This window comes from Mesorhizobium sp. M2D.F.Ca.ET.226.01.1.1 (assembly GCF_004022705.2).
Lineage (GTDB): Bacteria > Pseudomonadota > Alphaproteobacteria > Rhizobiales > Rhizobiaceae > Mesorhizobium.
Window position 1 is genome coordinate 230587 of record NZ_RZOY02000008.1, and the last position, 22752, is coordinate 253338.

Here is a 22752-nt window from a genome sequence, read left to right on the forward strand (position 1 = left end):
GGCTGCCAAGCCGGCTTCGCCTGAAAGCTGCCATACCCGTGCCAAAGGCCCTGCGCGAATACAACTGGCGGCAATGGCTGAGGCTGCAGCCGCTGACACATGCCATCAAGACCGCCCGCTACCGGAAGATCGACCGTAGGTTCCTGGGCCAGCCGGCCGGGGATGGCGACATCCCGAACCTCCGCGATATCGCCCGGGGGCGCCATGTCCTGCTTACGATCGCCTTCGCCGACGCGCAGTGCCTGGATCTGCAGTTGCGCCTGACCAGAGGACTTGTTCGTCACGATCTCCATATCGTGGCGGACAACAGCGTCAGTGAAGCCGCCGCCCGCGAGAACAGGCAGGTATGCGCGGCCCACGGCGCGGCCTATGTCAGGCTGCCGGCCAATCCATGGACCGTGAAAAACCCGAGCCGCTCCCATGGCGCGGCGCTCAACTGGATGTGGCACAATGTACTGAAACCCGCGGCACCGGCCGCGTTCGGGTTTCTGGACCAGGACCTTTTCCCGACGCAGCCCTGCGATCCTTTCGAACCTCTTGAAGGGGCGGCGTTTTACGGCGATTTGCGCTGGGCAGGCGCCCGATGGTTCTTATGGGCGGGCTATTGTTTCTTTCGGTTCGACGCCGTCGGCCACGAGCCTCTCGATTTCGGGCTTGACTGGTTTGCGGGGCTCGATACCGGCGGAGCCAACTGGGACGTGCTCTACCAGGGTGTGGACCCGAACGCGGTGCCGCAGCGGCCGATAACCGCGTTCGCGGTCTTGCCCGGGATTGAAATCGGACAAGCCTATTGCGAATGGCGGGGAAGCTGGCTTCATGAAGTCGGCCTTGACGGCGACCTCGCGCTGAAGGCTGAAAAACGCAAGGCGGTTTTGCGGTTGCTCGATCCCATCCTTCAGGGCACGCCCACACCGGCGCGACAGAGAGGTTGAGGGCTCGACACAAATGATGGGATCGGCTACCGGCACCGTCATGCCGCATTCGACAATTTAAAGGTCATCACGTCCGGCAGACACGAGGAAGTTCTTATTGCCGTCCGTAAGTGTGGTCATTCCGGTGAGAGACGGCGCGCTGTATCTCGGCGACGCCCTGCAAAGCGTGCTGGATCAGGATCTGGCGGATATCGAAGTCATCGTCGTCGACGATGGATCATCCGACGACAGCGCCGCGATTGCCACCTCGATCGGCGACCGCGATAGCCGCGTCATGGTTGTGGCCAATCGCGGCAAGGGGATTGTCGACGCGCTCAATATGGGGATTTCGCTCGCGCGGGCCCCTCTTGTGGCACGGATGGATTGCGACGATGTCTCGCTGCCCGACAGGCTGCGCCTGCAGGCGGCGTGTTTCGACGCGGATCCGGGCTTGCAGCTGCTCGGGACAGCGGGCTTGCAAATCGACCGGAACGGACAACCATTGGGGCCGATGGACGTTCCCAGCGACGGGGACGAGTTGCGGGACACGCTTGCCAGATACAATCCCGTGCTTCATCCGACGGTGATGATCCGGACCGAGGTCGTCCGGCACGCGGGAGGCTATCGCCGCGCCTTCACCTATGCCGAGGATTACGACCTGTGGCTGCGGCTTTCCGAGACGGGAAAGCTGGCCAACATGGATGCGCGGCTGGTCAAATTGCGCTCGCATCCCGGACAGATCTCGCGCGTGAAGGAAGACCAGCAGAAAGCGGCCGCGGCGCTGGCCAGACAGTCGGCGCTATTGCGTCGCTCGCGCGCCGAGCCGTTCGACGCAAGCGGCAACCCCGCGCAAGCCATCGCGGCCTTCCTGGCATGGCGCGCCGCCACAGGAGCCGCCATATCCAGCCTTGAAAGACGCGACATCGAGTTGCTGCTTCGGACCCCGGGCATCCCCTTGGCCGTCACTTGCAAGCTCCTGTTGCTCGCAGCTGTCGGCGCCCCCTCCTTCAAGGCGCTGGCGCTTGGACCCCGACTGGCCTGGCGCAGAATGATCGCGCGCCCTGCAAAAGCGGGCCCCAACTGATGCGTCTTGTCGTCGATCTCACCAGCATGGCGCGCTGGCTCGGTCCTCCGGTCGGCCTGGTCCGGGTGCAACGTCGCTACACAGCGGCAGCGGCCGCATTCAAGGCGTCCGATGTCGCGTTCACGGTGTTCGACCCGGTCGACCGGGTCCTCAGGCAGGTCTCGCCGCAACTGGCGGCGGAAATCATCGCCGGAGACATCTCATGCGATATGCATTTTTATCCGGACCCGGCCCGCATCAAGATAAAGTTTTACGATCGATGGCCGAACTGGGCACGGCAGGCGCTGATGGCGATCATAAGACCGCGCCGGATCCTGATAACGGAAATCGGCGCGTTCATCCGGCACAATCCGGACAGCAGTCTTGTTCCTTTGCTTGAGCGGATCGAAAACCGGCTGATGAAGCCAAACGAGCGACGGCTGGTCGCTCGCGACGACGGTTCGCGCGTCAGGATCGTGCCGCTGCGGACGGTGGCCGGCAACAAATACGAGCCGGCGCCCGGCGACCATCTGCTTTTGATGAACAACGATTGGTCGCACACCGATATCGGGGTCATTTCGCGCGCGTGCCGCTCGGCAGGCGCGAGGCTGATCGTGCTCTTGAACGACATCATCCCGATCCAGTTTCCCGACTGGTACAAGCGGCATGACGTCAAGCGATTCACGGACTATGTGGCCTTGGCGATCAGGCTGGCGGACCGGTTCATCCTGACGTCGAAGCGGGTCACCGCCGACGTCGAGGAGCATGCCGCCAAGCTTGGCTTGCCCCTGCCGGAGCTGAAACTGGTTCCTCTCGGCTGCGACACTGCCCGCAAATCCAACGCGGACGGCCGTCTTCCGGACGGACTTGAGACGGGTCGCTACATCCTGTTCGTTTCGACGATCGAACCACGTAAGAACCATTCGCTGCTCATGGATGTCTGGCGGCGCCTCTCTCTGGACGGGACGGTCGCGCGTAGCGGCATGAAGCTGGTTTTCGTCGGACGCGGCGGCTGGATGGTCGACGGCATCCTGGCCAGTCTTCACAGCCATCCCGACTATGGCAAGAGCCTCATCCATCTCGACAACGTCGATGACGGGACGCTCTCCCTCCTCTACCGAGACAGCGCGTTCTGCGTCTATCCGTCAATCTATGAAGGGTATGGGCTGCCCCCCGTCGAGGCGCTGGCCTACGCAAAGGCTCTGATCGCCTCGACCGGCGGAGCCATCGCCGAAGTGGTCGGCCCGTTCGGGCTCTGCCTTGATCCGCTCGATGTCGAGGGATGGGAAAACGCCATGCGCAGTTGGATCACCTCGCCGGAGGCTCGCGCTTCATATGAGGCGAAGGCTGGAGAATTCGTGCCGAGAAGCTGGGAGCTGGCTGGCCGCGAGACGCTGGAGGCGGCGCTAGCGCCGTTCGCGGACGAGTTCAGCCCTGGCAACGTCGAGGGCCGGCATCCGTCCACCGCTAGTCTCCAACCGGCGGAAGCTGAGCGGGGCGATTGATCGCCAGGCAGCGAGCCTTCGAAAGCAGTCCTGCGGTGCACCCGTCCTGCTCGCTGGACGCACCAGGTCATCAGGATTACCCTCTCTTTCACCCGCAGCGGCGCGGCAATATTCGAGGGAGAAACAGCATGACCTTGCAAGGTGACGCGCTGAAAGACGCAATCGGCCGGACGCGGGACAAATGGGGATGGTTCGTGGCGCTCGGCGTGCTGCTGCTGATCTTCGGCGGCATCGCCTTCGGCAATCTGTTCATCGCCACGGTAGCCTCGGTCTATGTGGTCGGCTGGCTGATGCTGATGGCCGGCGCCATCGAGATCGTCCATGCCTTCGGCGTGAGGACCTGGGGGCGGTTCTTCTACTGGTTGCTGAGCGGCCTCCTCTATGCGGTCGCCGGCTTCTTCGCCTTCGACAATCCGCTGCTCGCCTCGGCGGTGCTCACCTTGCTGCTGGCCATCGCGCTTGTCGCCTCCGGGCTGCTCAGATCCTGGGTGGCCTTCAACCACCGGCCCGAGCAAGGCTGGGGATGGCTGCTCGCGGCCGGCATCATCACCATTCTGCTCGGCCTGATGATCGCTATGGGCTGGCCGGTGAACAGCCTCTGGGTGCTGGGCATATTCCTGGCGATCGACCTGGTGTTCCAGGGCTGGAGCTTCATCGCCATCGGGCTGGCGCTGAAGCGGTAGACGCAGCAGGCGATCAGAACGCGATCGCGGCGTCCAGCTGCGACAGCGGGCGCACACCCGCCAGCAGCGCCCTCGCCTCGGCTTCGTCCTGCCTGATCTGCGCCACCAGCGCGTCGAGGCCTTCGAATTTGAGTTCCGGGCGCAGGAAACCGAAGAACGACACCTCGCAGGTCTCGCCGTAGAGATCGCCGGAAAAATCGAAGACATGGGTCTCGAGCAGCGGCGCGCCATTGTCTTCGACGGTCGGGCGGCGGCCGAAGCTGGCGACGCCGTCGTGAAGGGTGCCGTCGGCGCGGCGGAAGCGGACGGCGTAAATGCCTTCCTTCAAGGCCGCCTCCGGCGAAAGCCGCATGTTGGCGGTCGGAAAACCGAGGGTGCGCCCAAGCTGCTGGCCGCCGATCACTGCGGCCTCGACGGTGAAGCGGTAGCCGAGCAGGCCGGCGGCCTCCTCCACCTTGCCCTCGGCAAGCAGTTCCCGGATGCGGCTCGAGGAGACCACCTCTGCGCCCTCGTCGCGGAAGGCGTCGACCAGGGTCACGCCGAAGCCGTGCCGTTCGCCCGCCGCCATCAGAAAGGCCGGGCCGCCCTGGCGGTCCTTGCCGAAGTGAAAGTCGAAACCGGTGACTGCATGGCTGATACCGAGTTTCTTTTCCAGCACGTCGGTCACGAAAGCCTCGGCCGAGAGCGAGGCAAATTCGCGCGTGAACGGCTGCTCGACCAAAGCAGCAAAGCCAAGTCCGGCGAGCAGCCGCGCCTTCATCGGCGGCGGCGTCAGCACGAAGAGCGGCACCTGCGGCCGGAACACCTTGCGCGGATGCGGCTCGAAGGTAAGCACCAGAGCGGGCACACCGGTGCGGCTGGCCTCGGCCAGGGCGCGGTCCAGCACGGACTGGTGGCCGCGATGGACGCCGTCGAAATTGCCGATCGCGACGACGCCGCCGCGCAGATGCGCGGGCAGCGGCGTGACCGTGGAAAGACGTTCGAAGGCTTGCGTCATGTCGAGATGCCCGTCATGGCCAGATGATCAATCTATTGCAGACGCGCAATGACGGCGACCGGCCGGTAGCCGTGCTTTTCGAGGAAGCCCGCCAGCCTTTCGGGATCCGGCCGCAGCGGATCGCCATAGTCGCGGGCATGGATGCCGCCCGAGACATAGAGCACGTCGAAGCCGTTGTCGGCCGCGCCTTTGACATCGGTCATCATGCCGTCGCCGATGGCCAGAACCTCGCTGCGCTCAACAGCGCGGCCAAGCAGGCCTGCGACCTCCTTCATGGCGACATCGTAGATCGGCGCGAAAGGCTTGCCGGCGATCAGCGTGCGGCCGCCCAGTTGCGCGTAATCGCGCGCGAGCGCGCCGGCGCACCAGATGGTACGCTCGCCGCGCTCCACCAGAATATCCGGATTGGCGCAGATGAACGGCAGATTGCGGGCGCGCAGCCGCTGCAGCAAATCGGCATAGTCGGCGGGCTTCTCCACCTCGTCGTCATAGAGCCCCGTGCAGACGATAGCCGAGGCCTCGAACTCCTCGACGAGCTCGACGTCGAGCCCGTCATAAAGGGTGAAATCGCGCTCTGGGCCGATATGGAAGATCTTCCTCGGTCCCTCGGCGATCAGGTCGCGCGTCACGTCGCCGGACGTGACGACCCGGTCGCAGGCATCGGCGGGAACGCCGATGACTTTCATCTGGGCGACGACATCGGCGCTACGACGCGGCGAATTGGTGATCAGCACGACAGGCACGTTGGCGGCGCGCGCCCGTGCAAGCGCGGCAGCTGCGGCCGGAAAATGCCATTCGCCATTGTGCACGACGCCCCATACGTCGCACAGGATGGCGGCGTAGCGCCCCGCCAGATCGTCGAGCGAAGCGATGATGTCAGGCGAATCCGCCATGCCGTGTCCCTGGTTTTGATCTTGAAGGCGTCGCGCTGAAGGCCGCAGCGCCCCGCATAGCCGAAGCGCCTCATCCTGTCACCAGCTTTCCCTCAAGCGCGAACAGGCAACGGGCATCGGCCCTGGGCGGACCGTCGCCGCACAGGGTTAATGCCCGGTCAAAGAGGCGGTGCGTTCTTGATTGTTTCGCGCAAGCTGAAATTTAACGATTTTTGACCATGGTAGCATCTCAACTACGACCATGGTCGTATATCAACATGGATCCTTGGCGGGGGGTATGCGCAATGATCCTCGATTTTTTTCGCGACAGACGTGGCAATTATGCCTTGATGACGGCCATCACGATGATACCGCTGATGGGCGGCGTGGCCTTGGCAGTCGACTATACCGAGCTGGTGCGGGAGAGGCAGGAGACGCTGAACGCGCTCGATGCCGCGGGCATCGCGACGGCACAGCAGATCGTCGGCGGCGCCACCGATGCCGATGCCAAAGCCTATGCCAAGACATTCTTCGAGGCCAATCTCAGGCACGTCCTTCCGGCGAACACGACGCTGACGGTCACCTTGCCGAACAACAATGCGGGCGGCGGCACGCTGGTTCTCGAAGCAGCGATGACCTACAAGCCGTATTTCCTGCCGGCCGCGGTCGCGTTGCTCGGCGGAACGGCCGGCCAGACGAACCTCAACTTCTCGGCAAGGTCCGAGATCCGGCTCAAGAACACGCTGGAAGTGTCGCTGGTGCTCGACAATTCGGGCTCAATGACCGAACTCGGTCACGGCTCGAACCAGGTGCGGTTCGACCTCTTGAAGAGCGCCGCCAAGCAGCTTGTCGATCAGCTGTCGGGACAAGCGCAATTGATGAAACAGGTGTCCAAGCCGGTTCAGTTCAGCCTGGTTCCGTTCGCCGCCTCGATCAATATCGGCTCGAGCAACTCAACAGCTAGCTGGATGGATCAGGACGGCATCTCGCCCATCCAGCACGAGAATTTCGACTGGACGACGATGACGCAGGGCAACTCCCCCTGGCCGCAGAGATACGTCGAGAAGGTCGGCAGCATCTGGTATGCGCGCGGCACGGACTGGGATCCGACTCAGAAGGACAAGCCGCTGACGCGGTTCTCGCTTTACAAATGGATGCAGCGCATTTCGTCGTGCACCACCTCGAACGGCTCCTGCTCCTCGAACATAGTTTACGCCCCGATCGCAAGCTGGAGCGGTTGCGTGGAATCGCGCCCGTATCCCTACAATATCCAGGATACGGCCGCCTCGACCTCGACACCGGCGACGCTGTTCGTGCCGATGTTCGCGCCCGACGAAACCGATCGTACGGATAACTATTCCCGGCCGGCAAACAACAACTGGCATCTCGACGTGACGTCCAGCACCGACGATCCGACGCGCCAGAAATACATGCCGAAATATTTCAACTACGGCAACAAGGTCACCCCTGCCTACGGCTCCAATGCCGGGCCGAACACCAGTTGCAGCACGACCGCCATCACGCCGCTGACCGATGTCTCCACCTCGGCCGGCGCCACCACGGTCAAAAACGCGATCGACGCCATGGTCGATGTCGGCGCCACCAATGTGCCGGAAGGCATGGCCTGGGGCTGGCGCACGCTCTCCAGCACCCCGCCCTTTACCGAAGGCCGCCCGGAGACCGAGAAGGGAAATGACAAGGTGGTGATCGTTCTCACCGACGGCGCCAACACCTATTACACGCCGACGTCGGTGACCGCGCAAAGCTATTCAGGCACGAACTGGAACCAGGGTGGCAATGACCTTTCCGGCAACAAGGCCATCTATTCCTCCCTGGGATACCTTGCCTACGGCAACGGCTCGAGCAGCCAGACGAAGCCGTTCGGGAGCACATACACTTATGGCCGGCCGTTCCTTGGCACCAGCTCAAGCGTCAGCAAGACCGATTATTCGAACGCAAACTACACCAAAGCGATGAGCGAGCATTTGGCCACGTTGTGCGACAACGCGAAGGCCGCCAACATCATCGTCATGACCATCGCGCTCGATCTCGACTCCACCAACACTGCCGAGGCGGCGCAGATGGCGGCTCTGAAGACCTGCTCGTCGGACTCGCGCTACCGCAAGGATCCGACCGACCCGACCAAGCCGGCGAAGCTGTTCTGGAATTCGACCGGCGCGACCCTGTCGGACGACTTCAAGGCGATCGGCAACGAACTGTCGAACCTGCGCATCGTCAGCTGAGCGGCACGACAAACCGTCGACGACGCCCGCCCGCGAGGCGGGCGTTTTTCATTCGTACGGGGGTGCCGCGGCAATCGGTTTGGTTAGCGGTTGGTGAAGCCGCCGTTAAGCAATCGACCGGTTTGCCAAACCGGTCCTTCAGCGTTTTGTGGAAATGTGGCCCGATAGAGAATCCGCCGGCGGGGGGCCGCTTCAACAACAATGCGCAAATTCTGGCATCAATTCTGTCGTGACCGCCGCGGCAACTACGCCCTCATGACCGCAGTCGCCATGGTGCCGCTGATGGGAGCGGTGGCGGTGGCCGTCGATTTCAGCGAGCTCAACCGCCAGAAGCAGATGGTGCTGAACGCGCTCGACGCCGCCAATTTCGCCGCGGCGCGGCGGCTTGCCGAAGGCGCCACGGACGATCAGATCAGAGCTTACGCCGTCGACTTCTTCAACGCCAACCTCAACAATATCGACCCCGCCAACGTAGCGCTCAACATCACGCTGCCCACCAACCAGGCTGGCGGCGGCCTGCTTAAGATGAGCGCGACGCTGAACTACCATCCTTATTTCTATCCATCGTCCTCGCTGCTCGTCGGTACATCCACGGTCGATGCGAACAAGCCGATCAAGCTCGGCATGGACTCCCAGGTGCGGCTGAAGAACACGCTGGAAGTGGCGATGGTGCTCGACAATTCGGGCTCGATGACGACGCCCGGCACCGGCTCGGGACAAAAGCGCATCGACCTGCTCAAGCAGGCCGCCAAGCAGCTTGTCGACACGCTGGCGCAGCAGGCGGCGCAGATCAAGCAGATCGACAAGCCGGTGCAGTTCAGCCTCGTGCCCTTCGCGGCCTCGGTCAATGTGGGGTCGGACAACGACAACGCCTCCTGGATGGACGTCTATGGCCTGTCACCGATCGCCAATGAGAATTTCGACTGGTCGACGCTTAATGCCCCCGACAAGTATGCCCAGAAGATCAATGGCATCTGGTACAAGAAAGGTACCGGCTGGGGCGACGACGAAAACCAGGTTCTCAGCCGCTTTGAGCTCTACCAAGACATGAAGGTGGTGACCAGCCACGAGCGCATCGTCGGCAGCGCGCGCACCGTCTGCGACACATATCGTTCGAACCACACCTGTTCGCACAGCCATACGGAATATGATTACAACGACACCTACGGACCGTTTGCCAGTTGGCAGGGCTGTGTCGAGGTCCGCCCCTACCCTTACAATGTCGACGACACACCGGCCTCTGGCGGCCCGAACAACACAGGTATCGGTGTCGGCGATCCCGCGACCATGTTCGTGCCGATGTTCGCGCCGGACGAACCCGGCAATCACTGGAAGGTTACTCAAAACCCTCTCGAGCCGAACCCCACGACCTACGGCGCCGCCAACAGCTGGTGGAACGACGATCCGTCGAGCACGACCGGCAAGGCCAGGCAATCGAACATGGCCAAATATTTTCAGCCGCGGCCAATCGATGCTCCGACCCTCAGTTCGGGCGCGGGTCCCAATTACAGCTGCACGACGACGCCGATCACGCCGCTCACCGATGTCACACAGACGGATGGGCTGGCCGCCATCAAGGCGGCGATCGACCTTATGCAGCCAAACGGCAACACCAATGTGCCCGAAGGCATGGCCTGGGGCTGGCGCACCGTGTCGAGCGCCCCGCCCTTCACCGAGGGGCGTCCGGAAACCGAGCGCGGCAACGACAAGGTGGTCATCGTGCTCACCGACGGCGAGAACACCTATTCGACGGTCAGTTCCGACCCGGCCGGCAACAAATCGACCTATGCCGCCTATGGCTACACCGGTGTCGGCTATAACGGCACCTCGGTCACCCGCCTGTTCGGCGGCACGTCGAATGCCATCGGCCAGTTCAACTATTCGTCGAGCAACTACACCGCGGCAATGAACGAGCAGATGGCGAAATTGTGCGACAACGCCAAGGCGGCCAATATCATGGTGATGACAGTGGCGCTCGACATGTCGTCGACCAGCTCGAGCGATCAGAAAGCGATGGCCGCGCTGAAGGCCTGCTCCTCCGACTCCCGCTTCCGCAAGGACCCGACGGATCCCAGCAAACCGGCCAAGCTGTTCTGGAACGCGACGGGGGCGACGCTGTCGGACAATTTCAAGGAAATCGCGAACGAATTGTCGAACCTGCGGGTCGTTGGTTAGGGCCAGCGCGGGAGCTGCCAATCTCCCCCCTTGCGGGGGAGATGTCCGGCAGGACAGAGGGGGGTGTGACGGGACGCCGACCTTGTTGTGATCCATTTCAACCCACGTTCGACCGTGCATAGATTGGCTGACAGGCCGGCAGTGTCACCGTGGGCGGGCAGGCATGCAGCCGCATCGTCCGCTCCGCCAATTCGGACTCGGTCATCAATGCTGAAATCTGGGCTGTAGACAGCGGCTCAGGTTCGCCTATATCGGGCCAAACGACGGCCACCGTTGACATAAGCTGGTCTAGCTCGACCGCGAGCCTCACCTATGCCGTTTACCAAATGACCGGCGGATCGATCACGGCCTCGGACACCCAAGGGGGAACCGACGCCGTGACGATCACCGTACCGACTGACGGCGTTGCGCTCGTCGTCGCTGCGAATGGCGCTTCTACAGCCGGTACGCTCGACAATGTAATCGAAGATTTCAACGACACCCCGGCGTTTCCCAGCATGCGCGGCATCCATGCGCATGCATTTAGCACGGTCACATCGACATGCTCGCTCAGCGGTGCAAGCGTGGCTGCGGCTGCATTCCCGCCGACATGACGGCGCATATCGGCGCGACCTAAGGTCGGTGCTTACCCGGCGATCGCGTGGACGATGGCGAAGCCCACACCGATAGCGAGGCCGGTAGCGAGGCTTTCAGCCAGGCGGAGCGCCAGAGCGCGGGCGCGACCGCCCTCATTGCTGCGCTGGCCGTCGTCGGCGCCTTGGTGCGGCACTGATGACGTCCGCCAGATCATTTGAAGGCGAACCAAGACACGGCAGCGTCCGCTTCATCCGTCACCCGAACCCATTCCATTTCATCCCCCCTCTCGTGGACCTCTCGACCAGTCACCAGTCTCGCTGCGTCTACGGGTGTTTCCGCTATCGCTATCTGCTGGCCGGCCACTGCTTCCCCATCCATGATCTCCACCACATAGCTTTTCATGCATGGCGCTCCGTTCGATCACCGACCAACGATGATCGCGAAGCCTTGTTCCGGCCCAGAGCGGTTCCTCTTGGGCGGAACGTGGCTCGTCACTAGCCGCACAGACAGTGTTTCGTCTTTGGAACCGAACGCCAATCTTCTCGTTATCGACACAGGCGGTTATCGTCCCCCGTAGAGGCCGCCTGGCACTAACACCCAAGCAAAAGCCCGCCGCCTTGGTTACCCGCCCGGCGGCGGGCTTCTCATATACCCGTTCCAGAATGAAAGCCGCAGTGCTGAGGGGGCATCTGCGCTAGGGCTTAGCCCATAACATTGAGTCTGGCTGCGGCCTGCGGGAACATCCGGCTATGGGTAAGGTTGACTTATCAGTCGGCGCGGGCTGCGCCCTCCAGCGCGCGCCGCGTCGGGTGGGGTGTCTCGCAACCAGGCCCACACTGGCAACGCGGGTCCAACAGGGAGGCCCGATAAAGAGCCCGTCTGGCCCCATGACGGGCGGGCTCTTTCAATCCAATCCTGAATAGTGCCCGATAGCCCGCCGCTGGTGTGCCCCCACACCTAGCGGCGGGCTAAGGGTGGCCGGCGCCTCTCTCTTGGAGATTGCCTAAGCGGGCACCGGCCTGGGCGGTCCTGGGGGTTCCGTCGCATATGCAAGGTAGCTAAAACATCTGCGATCGACATGGTGCGATCGCGTAAGCCCCTTGGCAGGCGCACCCGAGGCCTTATTTCGAACTCGGATGGGGCGACCTCTTTGGAGATCGCCATGGGCAATAAATATCCGTTCGTTGAAGACACCCTTGGCAAAAATATCTTTCAGTGCACGCGCCGCGCCGTTCTCGACGTCGCCGAGTTGATAGAGCGGCTCGCATTGGGGGCTGATCAATGATCGGAACCTGCAGTTCACCAACCATGCGATGACGCCGAGCAGCGGAAGGGGTGGACGCCGTGTCCGTAGCAGTGGCCCGACAGTTCCGCGTTGGGGGCGTTGAGTTTGAACCGCCGGGCCTAACCGACTCGGTGCGGAGAGTCGGCTAACGTAGAGGCTAAATTAGCATCCTTGCATTAATATACATTTTTATGCCTTTTCCACCGGTTTCGCAAGGAACTCGCCGGGCGAGGCCCCCAACTACAGCCTCAAGCCCGACGAGCTGCCGGAGATCAACCCGGCAATCCTGCCTTGCAAGGCCGATGCCAGCATTCCCGTCCTACAACGGTACAGCTTGCGAATAAGTCGCGGCTTATGCATCATCCGCCGCCATGCGCGATGACGAGTTGACCAACCGGCCCGGCAAGGGCTTCACGCCATGGAAAGACGGCGACGGCGAGGACGTAATCGACAAGCCCGGATGTTGAACTTCCCGAAGCTCAATGTCGGCAGCGATCTCGTCGGGATCGGCCATTGGGGCTACCGCGCGGCGAAAGTGGTGCATGAAGCTGAAGCCAAAGGATTGGCAACCCCTGCCCGAGGTCTACAAGCGCGAGGGCGCAGCAGGATGCACTCAACGGGGTCTGCATTGCCGCCCAGGCCGCCTGCTTGCCCAAATTCAGGCCGCAGGCCGGCGCCAGAGGGAGCCGGATGCCGAGGTATGATAGCGAGATAGGCAGCTAGTGAAGCGTGCTCTTCGGAGGCTTAGCTTTCAGCCCCCTCAATCTGATTTCGTTCTGAAGCTGTAGCGCAAGCCGGACGATTGGATCAGAAATCGAGAACACGTCGTCGGCCGGACCCTGCATCACCTTCCTTGGCGCTGGCGAATGTACAGATCCTGACAGGTCCAATTTCGACAACAACTGCGATAGGTGTTTCCGCTGGAAGGCGTGAACTTGTTCCAACAAATCCAGGAACTTCAATGCGTCCACTGTCGGGAGATTGTTAGACCGCAGTCGGGCTATTCGTTCATGCTGACGGACGACATGTCCCTCGCCAGCCAGAACGTGGCGTCGCGCCATGCTGATGTGCTCGTGGAGAAGCATTTCCAACAACGAGAAGAGGTGACTGTGGTTCCTTGGCCGGAGGGCGATCGAGGGAAGGGCGGCGTAGGACAGCGGCCGGGGAAAACGCGCGCTGGCGGCCCTCGCTATGTCGGTTTGTCAGACGCTTGTCGCAGCAGCCTGGATAGGTGCTCTCGGTGCAGCGACTGGATATCTTCCAGCAAATGCAGGAACCTTAGGGCGTCGTCGGAAGACAGCCCTTTGCGTTGCATCTCGGCGATGATGTCATGCTGTCGCATCAGGGTCCGCTCGCCGATCTCGACGTGCCGTTTCGTCATCTCAAGGTCATCATCGAGGCTCATTTCAAAGAACGATTTGATGCCGCTCGCTGTTCCTCCGGCATACAGAAACGCGGAGAGCCTTCGCGACCAGGACACGCTTGAAATCAGATATGTCGGTGACAAAATAACAGGCAGGTTTTGACCAATTGAGGGTGGCCAAATGCTGCGCGAGACCCAGCTGGAAATGGCAGAGCGCCATGTTCGGGAAGGCGAAGCGATCATCGCGCGCCAACGAGCCCTGATCGACAGGCTGGCGCAGGACGGTCACCCCACAGGTGAAGCGCGGAAGTTCTTGCGCAAGTTCCAAAAGGCGCAGGAAGAGCACGTCGCTCATCTTGAGCAGTTGCGGGGTTCGGCTTCGTCAGCCACAAGCGAGCAGGCCAACCATCTTCTGGAATGAACTCGGCGACCTCAAGGGCTCTGCAGTGCATGGCGCTGACAAAGGAAGCCGCCAGAGTGCGATCGAGGCAAGGGCGGCGTAGGACAAGCGGCGGAGCGAAGGGCGCCTGGCCCCCAAGGGCGCACGGTGGCGGCGACAGGAAAACGCGCACTGGCGGCGGCCCGGCGCGGAGCGGGGTAGGCTCCGCGAGCCGGGCCTGACCGGCGGGGGCACGGACTAGATACATGGCACGGCACCGGCTGCAGCAATTTATAGCTGCAATCACTCAACCTTCCGTCGTGCAAACGGAGGACGCTGCGAAGCAGCAGCGGAAGGGCTGAGCGCCTTGCTCATAAGGCCAGCTCCGTCGCCGCTGGTACATCCGCAGTCGACGACGGAGTCCGGGAGTGGCCCGGCTGGCTGGCGGGGACGGCCAGCAAGCGCCGGGCCTAACCGGCGAGGACTCTCGGATGGCACCGGCTCGCGTAAAGATACGCCTCTGCCGAGATGATCGGCACGCATTCGTTGGAAGTAGGCCGGAATCGGTAGGCCAAGAGCGGCCCGGCGGTTCCGTTGGGTAGCGTTGATGGATAACCGTCGGGCCTAAGCCGGCCGTTGTGAGTCAACCGGCCTGAGACATCATATCAGCGATTGCTAAAATACCCTAACCTGCGAACCGAGGATGATGCGTGGTTCGCTGTCAGTGTTGGGACCAATGCCTTTGATGTTTGCGACTTCAGTCGCCGGCTCAGGTTATGGCGTATCAAAGCGCGGAGGCGCAGAATGCTGGTGGGGTGCGTTGGGGCATAGGTCCGTTGCCGCTACGGCAACGGGCCTACCTGGGCAGACAGAAACTAGCCCCGCGCCCTTACATTACCTTAGTTACCAGGACAAATTTTGCGGATCGCGGTGACCGCCGGTTCGATCGCGGCTTTCCTCGCCGGACGGCCGTTCTGGCTGGTCGTCCGGCGCTGGATGATGGGCACGGTGCTGACGGCGCTGGCACTCAAGATGGCGACCGAGGCGCAAGATAGGTTGCGTTGATATTCAGGTGAGGCCGGCCTGCGAACGGCGGCTTCCTGCGCTTCCGGTGCTCACGTACTTCAAGTACGCTCCGCTCCGGCCTTCGCCGGCCGAAGCCCTCATAAGGGTCTCCGCCCTATAAAGGCTACGGCCGGCGTAGGCCGGTCCTCGGAAGCCACCACTCTCGACTCGGCCTGACCTGACCTGAATCTCAACGCACCCTACGGGCCCACCCCTACCTCGGACGGCGGACGGGCCGGATCTGCTCCGGCTCGACCACCTTGCGGTAGAGGTGCCAGGTCGCGTGGCCGAGGATCGGCATGACGACTGCGAGCCCGGCAAACAGCGGGATCGAACCGACCACCAGCAACATGGCGACCGTCAGGCCCCAGAGCGCCATCGTCAGCGGGTTGGCCATCACCGCGCGGGCCGATGTCTCAATCGCCGAGACGGCGCCGACATCGCGGTCGAGCAGCAGCGGGAAGGCGACGACGGTGGTGCCTAAAACGACAACGGCGAAAACGAAACCGACGGCGTTGCCGACGAGGATCAGCGTCCAGCCCTTGCCGGTCGTCAGCACGTCACGCACGAAAGCGCCGACCGAGGCGGGCGGCTCGGCGCCGAACAGGCTGGTGTAGAGCGACTGCGCGGTGAATAGCCACAAAAGGAACAGCGCGAAGAGCAGGATGCCGATGACGGCGATCGACGGCAGCGCCGGCGAATGGCGCACGTCCAGCGCATGGTGCCAGCGGCTGCTCATGCCAAGCTCGCGTCGGCGGCTGATCTCGTAGAGGCCGATCGCCGCGAACGGGCCGATCAGCGCGAAGCCGGACATCAGCGGATAGACGAGCTGGATGGCGTTCGAACCGGAGCTCCATTGCGTCAGGATCAGGCCGACGATCGGATAGATCAGGCACAGGAACACGTAATGCGAAGGCTTGGCCCAGAAATCCTCGGCGCCGAGCTTCAGCGCGTCCCAAAGGTCCGCGGTCGAGATGTGGCGCACCGTGGGCTGCACATGCGCGCCGTACGCGTCCGTCATGACATGAAAACCGGCCATCACCGTCCTCCGTTGTTGTCCGGGGGTCGGTCACCGCCTGGGTGGCCGCCCGTGGCTGCCACTTTCAAGAACGCCGGGATGATAACCGATCTTCCGGGAAAAGTCGCCGCTTCACCCGATTTTCATGGGTTGCCCGGCAAAAGCCATGATCGCCGGTATCAGAGGCCGCATGAGCATCTCCACCATCGCCCTCCTCAACCGCCGCACATTGTTCAAGGCCGCAGGCCTGGCAGCGCTTGCCGGCATCGCCGCCTGCAGCACCGTCACGGTGCCGACCGGCGAAGGCGCCGGCGCTTCGTCTTCCGCCACGAGCACCTTGAGCACGATCCGCACATCGGCTGGACTGCCGGCGCTGACCCCTGATGCGCAGCTCGAACAGGCCGCGCTCCAGCAGGCCGGCTACATGGCGTCGCGCGAACGCATGAGCCACACCACCGGCTGGGGCAAGGATTTCGCCTCGCGCATGAAGGACAATGGCGTTAGGGGCGCGGCGGCTGAAAACATCGCCGAAGGCCGCTTCGACCAGCAAAAACTGTTCGACATCTGGATGCACTCCGACGGCCACCGCCGCAACATGCTCGATCCGGATTTCAGCCGCTTCGGCCTCGCCTATGTGCGCGACGGCCGCGATCCGGCGCTGCGCTACTGGGCGCTGGTGCTGGGCAGATAGTGCCGCTGGAGCGGCCCAGAATCGGGCAAGCCGATCAGTCCATATGCGCCGCCGGCGCCCCACCGGCAGGCGCCGCCTTAGGCTTGCGCAGCAGGATGACGAAGGGGATCGCGGCCAGCGTCATGACCATCAGGATCTTGAAGTCGTTGATGTAGGAAATCATCATCGACTGGGCGTTCACCGCGCGGTCGACCTGCGAAAGGGCCGAGGGGTCTCCACTGGCGGCCGCCCGCGAAGCGGCCCACAGGTTGGGATTGTAGGGGTTGATGAAGGCCGACAACTCGGTGTGGTTGATCTGCGTGTTGCGCACCATCAGCGCCGCCACCACCGACACGCCGATCGAGGAGCCGAGATTGCGCACCAGGCTGAACAGCGCGGTGGCGTCCGTGCGGTAGCGCGCGTCGAGCGTGGCGAAGGCGACCGTCGACAGTGGCACGAACACCATGCCCATGCCGAGACCCTGGATGACGCCCGAGGTGAGGATCAGCCAATTGTCCATCTGCGGCGTGAAGCTTGCCATGGTGTAGAGCGACTGCGCCGTCAGCAGGAAGCCGATGGCGACGAGGATCCTCGCATCGAACCTGTGCATGATGCGGCCGACCACCAGCATCGAGATCATCGTGCCGATGCCGCGCGGACCCAGCACGACACCGATCGTCACGGTCGGATAGCCGAAGATGTTGGCCAGCATCGGCGGCAAGAGCGACATCGAGGCCAGGATCAGCACGCCCATGACGAAGATGAACCCCAGGCCGGTCACGAAATTGCGGTCGAGGAATATCTTTGGATCGATGAAGGGATGCTCTGATGTCACCGTGTGGATGGTGAACACCCAGAAGCCGGTGAGCGACAGAGCGAGCTCGATCCAGATCTCAGCCGAGTTGAACCAGTCGACCTCGCCGCCGCGATCGAGCAGGAGCTGCAGCGCGCCGACCCCGAGCGAGATCATGGCGAAGCCGAAGAAATCGAAGCCGCGCAGGCGCTTTGGGATGACTGGCAGATAGGCGGCCATGCCGAGAAAGGCCAAAATGCCGACCGGCAGGTTGATGAAGAACACCCAGCGCCAGTTGAAGTTTTCCGTCAGCCAGCCGCCCAGCGTCGGGCCCAGGATCGGGCCAAGCATGATGCCGGCGCCCCAGATCGCCATCGCCTGGCCATGGCGCTCCTTCGGGTTGATGTCGAGCAGGAAGGTCTGCGACAGCGGCACGATGGCCGCGCCGAACACGCCCTGCAGCAGACGGAAGAGCACGATCGTCTCGAGACTCCAAGCAAGGCCGCAGAGCATGGAGAAGATGGTGAAGCCGACGACGGAGGCGAGGAACAGCTCCTTGCGGCCGAGCCGGTCGGCGAGCCAGCCGGTGACCGGCGTCATGATCGCCGCCGCCACGATATAGGAGGTCAGCACCCAGTTGATGTTGTCGGGCGACGCGCCGAGGTCGCCCGTCATGGTCGGCAGCGCGACATTGGCGATCGTGGTGTCGAGCGCCTGCATGATCGTCGCCAGCATCAGCGCGACGGTGATCAGCCCGCGATGCGGCACTTCCTTGAAAGGTTCGGGCGTGCTCATGATGCTGAACTTCCAGCAGGTAACAAAAAAATGTACACTGGGTTTCCGGGCGGCAATGCCTTCCGTTGAGAGACCCTCATCGCGGTGGGACGCGACTATCGATGTGGGGGTTACATCGACCTAAAGTCTCTGCTGGAGCGGATGCCTGCCGCCCGGAAACCTGAGGACCGAGGGGTCGTGTCGAAGGTTTCGGTTTTGATCCGCCGCCAAGCGGCTGACCTTAAACGCTTATCCTTCCCACTCCTCCCATCAGGCCAATCCCTGCTCCGCCCCCAAATTTAGGGTGCGTTACTGCGCGTTCTCTCCTGCCGTGGCGTGGCCGAAGATCGACGGCAGGCCGCGCGACACGCCGGTGTCGACGGTGACGGTGGCGCTCATGCCGGTGCGCAGCGCCATCCTGGCGTCGGGATCGGTCAGTTCCAGGCGCACCGGAATGCGCTGCGTGACCTTGACCCAGTTGCCGGTGGCGTTCTGCGCGGGCAGCAGCGAGAACTCCGCCCCCGTGCCGGCGCCGATCGCCTTGACGGTTGCCTCGAAGGTGCGGCCCGGATAGGTGTCGACGACGATCTCGGCCTTCTGGCCAGGCTTCATGTGGGTGAGCTGGGTTTCCTTGAAATTGGCGTTGATCCAGGTGTCGCCGGTCTCGACCAGCGCGAACAGCGGCGTGCCGACGGAGACATACTGGCCGACCTTGAACGAGGCAGCCTGGTAGATGACGCCGTCGGCCGGCGCCTTCACCGTGGTCTGCGCCAGTTCGTAAGCGGCCTTGTCGCGCGCGGCCAGGGCCGACATCACGGTCGGATGCTTGTCGGTCTCGATGTTGGGATTGCCGCCAAGCGCTGCCTTGGCGCTGACGATGCCCTGCTCGGCCACCGCGAGCTGCTGCCTGGCCTTGTCGAGATCGTTGCGGGCCTGGTCGAGGGACGCCTTGGCGTTGATGCCCTTCTGCGCCAGATCGGCGGCGCGATCGTATTGCGACTGCGCGTAGTCGACCTCGCTGCCGGCGGATTTTTCCTGCGCCATCGCCTGGCTGTAGGCGGCGCGCAGCTGCTCGACATTGAGGCGCGCGGCGGCGACGGCGGCGTCGGCCTGGGCCAGCGCGATCCTGTAAGGCTCGGGATCGATGACGAAGAGAAGATCGCCCTGCTTGACCAGCTGGTTGTCGGCGATGCCGACCTGGACGATACGGCCGGCCGTGTCGGAGGCGACCGAAATCCTGGCCTGCTGCAAATTGGCGTTCTCGGTCTCCTGGTAGCGGCCACCCGTCACCCAGACATATGACCCGCCGGCAAGCAGCGCCAACGGCAGGGCGACCATCAACAGGAAGCCGCCGATACGGCGCTTTTTCTTCGGGGCGGCGGGGGCCGGCTGAGGCTCAGGCGCCGCCGTGACCGGAGCGGCCGCCGGCTGTGCCGGGGCTTCAGCGACCGGCTGCGCCGACGCAAGCTTGGTTACGTTGTCGTCTTCTCTCTTGGCTGCCGCGCTCATGCTGCCGCCCCTTCCCTGCTCTTGATCTTTTCCAGGGATGATGCCTCGCCATCCGTCAGGTTCTGCACGATCGTATCCAGAACCCGGATCAGGATGCGCCGGTCTTCCGGCGAAACGCCGGTCAAGGACTCCTCATAGACCTCGCCGGCAAGGCTTTTGACATCGGCATAGGCGGCGCTCGCCTTCTCGGTCGGGAAGATCATGCGCACGCGCCGGTCGGTGGCGTCCTGGCGGCGCTCGATCCAGCCGCCCTCTTCCATGCGGTCGACGAGCCGCGAGACGCTGATCGGCTCGATTTCGAGCAGTTCGGCCAGCCGCGCCTGGGTGATGCCTTCTTCCTTCGCGACACGCACCATCAGTCGCCATTGCGCCGAGGAAAGCCCCAGCCCGCTGGCGCGCGCCTCGAAGCGCTTGCGCATGAGACGCTGCACGTCGTGGATCAAAAATCCCAATCTGTCGATGCCATCTGAAACCATGAGCGATAGATATAATAAGCGTGCTTATTATTCAAGAGGAGCTTTGCGGATGGACGACTGCGCGCCAGCACTGCAAGCCGTCAACGAACCTGCCGTGTGATCAAGGATTTGAGCGCGCTGGCGTTGTTTTCAATGCTAAACCGGGACCGAACATCCGCTTGAGCGCGGTGAGCCATCATGCGCATGTCGTCCGGGTGAGACAGCGCATAGTCCAGCCATTGCGCAAAATCATTCGCATTTGGCTCGGCCAGCAGACCGGTTTCCAGATGAGAGATTGTTTCCGGAATACCGCCAATATTGCTTGCCACGATTGGGATGCCGAGTCCCGCCGCCTCAATTTGAGCCTGACCCAACGCTTCGACGACCGAAGGCATAACGACGAGATCCGCCTTTTTCAGGATCGCCGCGACGGATGGCAGTTCACCCATCCAGATTTGATCATAAAGGCCAAGCTCGATTGCCCGTTGCTTGATCGACTCTTGCTCGGGTCCCGATCCAACAATTGCAAAATGAAGCGCGGGCCATCGCGAACGCACTTTCGATATTGCGTCAAGCATCAAAAGGTGGCCCTTCTCCCCGCGGAGCATGCCCACCTGCACGATCAGCGTGCCGCGCTTCCTTTCGATCCAGCGAGAAAGATCGGAAGGAAGATCAAGGTAACAATCCGCGTCGAGTTTTTCGAAATCCACACCCGGATAAATCACTTCGACCCGTTTAGGATCGACCCGGCTATTGGACAGAATTCTTGACCGCAAATACTTGCTTGGAGCGAATGTAACGTCTACGAAATAGTTGTAGCTATATTCTGATATTTTTCCGACCAGGTATGCTTTAGACCTAATCAGACGTGGACGATTACGACCGAAAATTCTTGCAGCAATTGCAAGGTTATTCGTATCATGACCGCTATGACAGAAGCATGCGGCGGGCCGCATTGTAGCGATCAGCCTATATAAGCCGATTATCGTGCGTGGGTCCGCACTGTTTCTAAATGGAAGTGTCACAGTCTGAATGTTCATTGTCGCAGCTAAAGCCCCAACCCGAGAATCCGGGCGGCAGGCAAGCACCACGTCGGTCCCAGACGCCAGGAGTGATCGCATCTGGATCAGCAATTGCCGTTCTTGTCCGCCGATATCGGGTGAGCTTTCTGTAAAAATAACTCTGTCGATTTTTTTGCTGTTGAAAGTCATGACAGTTAAATGGCGATTGGCGGGATCGCTGCCTGCTGATCGATACTTTTCCCTGAGGGTGACCGGGCAAAGAAGGCGCGCTCCAGCCCAACAAATGGTAAAGCGAACAGAGCCGGCGGCCAGCCGTATCGCGAATTCACTGCCGAGGGCAATTTACAAAAATGTGAAGCCTGGCCACGCCTTACGGAACAAGGCTTCCCGCCCACAGTGCCGCATACGCGGTTTGCGGGGCTGCGCGGTTTGCTACATAGATGCGCCGGCGCGGCAGGGAGCGAAACAATGTTCGACATCTGGCAGACGGGCATCGTCCCGGATCGGATCGGCAACGCACTTGCCCCGCAAGGCCTGGACAAGAGCCGGGTCGTCTGGCTGCCGCCTCAAGGGTCGTACCGCTTCATAGCCGACCCGTTCGGCCTCTTCCATGGCGACCGTTTCACGGTGTTGGTCGAGGCCTACGACCACCGGGTGAGACGCGGCGAGATCCACTACTACAGCTACGACCGGGACTGGACGCTCAAGGAGCGCGGCGTCGCCTTGAAGGAGCCGTTCCACCTCTCGTATCCGTTCCTGATCCGGCAGGGGGAGGATATCTTCATGCTGCCTGAGGCCTTCAAGAGCGGGCGCCTCACGCTTTACAAGGCGACCGATTTTCCAAAGGCGTGGCAGCCGGTCGCCGTGCTGCTGGACGAGCCGGCGGTCGACGCGGCTGTGTTTCGCCACCAGGAGCGCTGGTGGATGCTCTATGCGCTCAACGGTCCCAACGAACGGGACATGCGCGAGCTGCATGCCTCTTTCGCCGAGAGCCTGACCGGCCCCTGGACCAAGCATCCGCAAAATCCGGTGCGCACGGGACGCGCATCGTCGCGGCTCGGCGGCTCGCCCTTCGAGCATGATGGCCAGCTGTATGTGCCGACCCAGGATTGCGCAACGGGCTACGGCACAGCCATCAACCTGTTGCGGATCGAGCGCCTGACGCCGGAGGAATTTTCGGCCGAAATCGTCAAGCGGCTGTCGCCCGAGGGGTGGCTCGATGGCTTCGACACCGGCCTGCACACGCTGTCGGACGGTGGCGGCGTGACGCTGATCGACGTCCGCCGCTTCGAGCGCACGCCGGAGCGGCACCTGGTCAAGCTGCAGTACTGGCTGCGCAAGCAGATGCGGTGAGCTTGCATAGCCGCGATCACGGCGATCCCGCCGTGACGGCT

The 22752-nt window shown here is 62.6% G+C and carries 22 protein-coding genes and 1 pseudogene; 12 read left to right on the forward strand and 11 right to left on the reverse strand.

All coding sequences use genetic code 11. The features are described 5' to 3' along the window. Nucleotides 1–38: 38 nt before the first annotated feature. The 4 genes from EN869_RS20020 to EN869_RS20035 all read left to right on the forward strand — a co-directional run bounded on the left by EN869_RS20020 (nucleotide 39) and on the right by EN869_RS20035 (nucleotide 4162). Complete coding sequence (locus EN869_RS20020; protein ID WP_245489435.1) at nucleotides 39–932, forward strand: hypothetical protein; 894 nt, start codon at nucleotides 39–41, stop codon at nucleotides 930–932. A 112-nt stretch (nucleotides 933–1044) separates the two neighbouring features. Beyond that, on the forward strand, nucleotides 1045–1995 hold the full coding sequence (locus tag EN869_RS20025) for a glycosyltransferase (RefSeq protein WP_281015725.1): 951 nt from the start codon (nucleotides 1045–1047) through the stop codon (nucleotides 1993–1995). Beyond that, on the forward strand, nucleotides 1995–3479 hold the full coding sequence (locus EN869_RS20030) for a glycosyltransferase family 1 protein (RefSeq protein ID WP_127227362.1): 1485 nt from the start codon (nucleotides 1995–1997) through the stop codon (nucleotides 3477–3479). The genes EN869_RS20025 and EN869_RS20030 overlap by 1 nt, the downstream gene beginning before the upstream one ends. A gap of 128 nt (nucleotides 3480–3607) precedes the next feature. Next, nucleotides 3608–4162 carry an HdeD family acid-resistance protein gene (locus tag EN869_RS20035; protein WP_127227361.1) on the forward strand — a complete coding sequence of 185 codons (555 nt, stop codon included), beginning with the start codon at nucleotides 3608–3610 and terminating at the stop codon, nucleotides 4160–4162. 13 nt (nucleotides 4163–4175) lie between these two features. On the opposite strand, the gene EN869_RS20040 is transcribed toward EN869_RS20035, so the two are convergent. Next, a complete protein-coding gene (locus EN869_RS20040) occupies nucleotides 4176–5159 on the reverse strand; it encodes a bifunctional riboflavin kinase/FAD synthetase (protein WP_127227360.1) in 984 nt (327 codons plus the stop codon). A 32-nt stretch (nucleotides 5160–5191) separates the two neighbouring features. Beyond that, the gene (locus EN869_RS20045; protein WP_127227359.1) at nucleotides 5192–6052 is read right to left on the reverse strand and encodes a TIGR01459 family HAD-type hydrolase; all 861 of its coding nucleotides are present in this window, start codon (nucleotides 6050–6052) and stop codon (nucleotides 5192–5194) included. A 284-nt stretch (nucleotides 6053–6336) separates the two neighbouring features. Between EN869_RS20045 and EN869_RS20050 the strand changes: the two genes are divergently transcribed. From EN869_RS20050 to EN869_RS20060, 3 genes are all read left to right on the forward strand, one after another. After that, nucleotides 6337–8274, forward strand: a complete 1938-nt coding sequence (locus EN869_RS20050; protein WP_127227358.1) for a pilus assembly protein — start codon at nucleotides 6337–6339, stop codon at nucleotides 8272–8274. A 201-nt stretch (nucleotides 8275–8475) separates the two neighbouring features. After that, on the forward strand, nucleotides 8476–10449 hold the full coding sequence (locus tag EN869_RS20055; protein ID WP_167498619.1) for a pilus assembly protein: 1974 nt from the start codon (nucleotides 8476–8478) through the stop codon (nucleotides 10447–10449). Between the two features lie 377 nt (nucleotides 10450–10826). Beyond that, on the forward strand, nucleotides 10827–11042 hold the full coding sequence (locus EN869_RS20060; protein ID WP_127394975.1) for a hypothetical protein: 216 nt from the start codon (nucleotides 10827–10829) through the stop codon (nucleotides 11040–11042). A gap of 32 nt (nucleotides 11043–11074) precedes the next feature. On the opposite strand, the gene EN869_RS34470 is transcribed toward EN869_RS20060, so the two are convergent. Together EN869_RS34470 and EN869_RS20065 are read right to left on the reverse strand one after the other, a co-directional pair. Further along, entirely contained in the window at nucleotides 11075–11218 is a 144-nt protein-coding gene (locus EN869_RS34470) for a hypothetical protein (protein WP_167498618.1), read from the reverse strand. A gap of 17 nt (nucleotides 11219–11235) precedes the next feature. Further along, nucleotides 11236–11427 (reverse strand): hypothetical protein, encoded by a 192-nt coding sequence (locus tag EN869_RS20065; RefSeq protein ID WP_127227355.1) that lies wholly within the window; start codon nucleotides 11425–11427, stop codon nucleotides 11236–11238. A 760-nt stretch (nucleotides 11428–12187) separates the two neighbouring features. Here EN869_RS20065 and EN869_RS35520 point away from each other — a divergent pair. Further along, the gene (locus EN869_RS35520; RefSeq protein ID WP_281015723.1) at nucleotides 12188–12310 is read left to right on the forward strand and encodes a hypothetical protein; all 123 of its coding nucleotides are present in this window, start codon (nucleotides 12188–12190) and stop codon (nucleotides 12308–12310) included. Between the two features lie 352 nt (nucleotides 12311–12662). On the opposite strand, the gene EN869_RS34475 is transcribed toward EN869_RS35520, so the two are convergent. Both EN869_RS34475 and EN869_RS20070 read right to left on the reverse strand, forming a co-directional pair. Beyond that, nucleotides 12663–12824 carry a hypothetical protein gene (locus EN869_RS34475; RefSeq protein WP_167498617.1) on the reverse strand — a complete coding sequence of 54 codons (162 nt, stop codon included), beginning with the start codon at nucleotides 12822–12824 and terminating at the stop codon, nucleotides 12663–12665. A gap of 675 nt (nucleotides 12825–13499) precedes the next feature. Next, nucleotides 13500–13790, reverse strand: a complete 291-nt coding sequence (locus tag EN869_RS20070; protein WP_127227354.1) for a hypothetical protein — start codon at nucleotides 13788–13790, stop codon at nucleotides 13500–13502. A gap of 64 nt (nucleotides 13791–13854) precedes the next feature. Here EN869_RS20070 and EN869_RS20075 point away from each other — a divergent pair, with 64 nt between their 5' ends. Then, nucleotides 13855–14094 carry a hypothetical protein gene (locus EN869_RS20075; RefSeq protein ID WP_127227353.1) on the forward strand — a complete coding sequence of 80 codons (240 nt, stop codon included), beginning with the start codon at nucleotides 13855–13857 and terminating at the stop codon, nucleotides 14092–14094. An 882-nt stretch (nucleotides 14095–14976) separates the two neighbouring features. After that, nucleotides 14977–15117: pseudogene (locus EN869_RS20080) on the forward strand (LysE family translocator); the annotation flags it as partial. Nucleotides 15118–15331: 214 nt separating this feature from the next. On the opposite strand, the gene EN869_RS20085 reads toward EN869_RS20080, so the two are convergent. Then, nucleotides 15332–16156 (reverse strand): DUF2189 domain-containing protein, encoded by an 825-nt coding sequence (locus EN869_RS20085; protein ID WP_127227352.1) that lies wholly within the window; start codon nucleotides 16154–16156, stop codon nucleotides 15332–15334. A 169-nt stretch (nucleotides 16157–16325) separates the two neighbouring features. On the opposite strand from EN869_RS20085, the gene EN869_RS20090 reads away from it, so the two are divergent. Beyond that, on the forward strand, nucleotides 16326–16826 hold the full coding sequence (locus tag EN869_RS20090) for a CAP domain-containing protein (protein ID WP_127227351.1): 501 nt from the start codon (nucleotides 16326–16328) through the stop codon (nucleotides 16824–16826). Between the two features lie 34 nt (nucleotides 16827–16860). Here the strand turns inward: EN869_RS20090 and EN869_RS20095 are convergent, their stop codons facing one another. The 4 genes from EN869_RS20095 to EN869_RS20110 form a co-directional block, all read right to left on the reverse strand. Continuing rightward, entirely contained in the window at nucleotides 16861–18393 is a 1533-nt protein-coding gene (locus EN869_RS20095; RefSeq protein WP_127227350.1) for a DHA2 family efflux MFS transporter permease subunit, read from the reverse strand. Nucleotides 18394–18681: 288 nt separating this feature from the next. Further along, nucleotides 18682–19881: an HlyD family secretion protein gene (locus EN869_RS20100; protein ID WP_127227349.1), complete on the reverse strand. Its 1200-nt coding sequence runs from the start codon at nucleotides 19879–19881 to the stop codon at nucleotides 18682–18684. After that, a complete protein-coding gene (locus tag EN869_RS20105) occupies nucleotides 19878–20357 on the reverse strand; it encodes a MarR family transcriptional regulator (RefSeq protein WP_112130300.1) in 480 nt (159 codons plus the stop codon). The genes EN869_RS20100 and EN869_RS20105 overlap by 4 nt, the downstream gene beginning before the upstream one ends. A gap of 80 nt (nucleotides 20358–20437) precedes the next feature. Beyond that, on the reverse strand, nucleotides 20438–21547 hold the full coding sequence (locus EN869_RS20110; RefSeq protein WP_127227348.1) for a glycosyltransferase family 4 protein: 1110 nt from the start codon (nucleotides 21545–21547) through the stop codon (nucleotides 20438–20440). Nucleotides 21548–21826: 279 nt separating this feature from the next. Between EN869_RS20110 and EN869_RS20115 the strand changes: the two genes are divergently transcribed. Then, nucleotides 21827–22711, forward strand: coding sequence for a hypothetical protein (locus EN869_RS20115; protein WP_127227347.1), 885 nt, complete (start codon nucleotides 21827–21829; stop codon nucleotides 22709–22711). Nucleotides 22712–22752 lie beyond the last annotated feature (41 nt).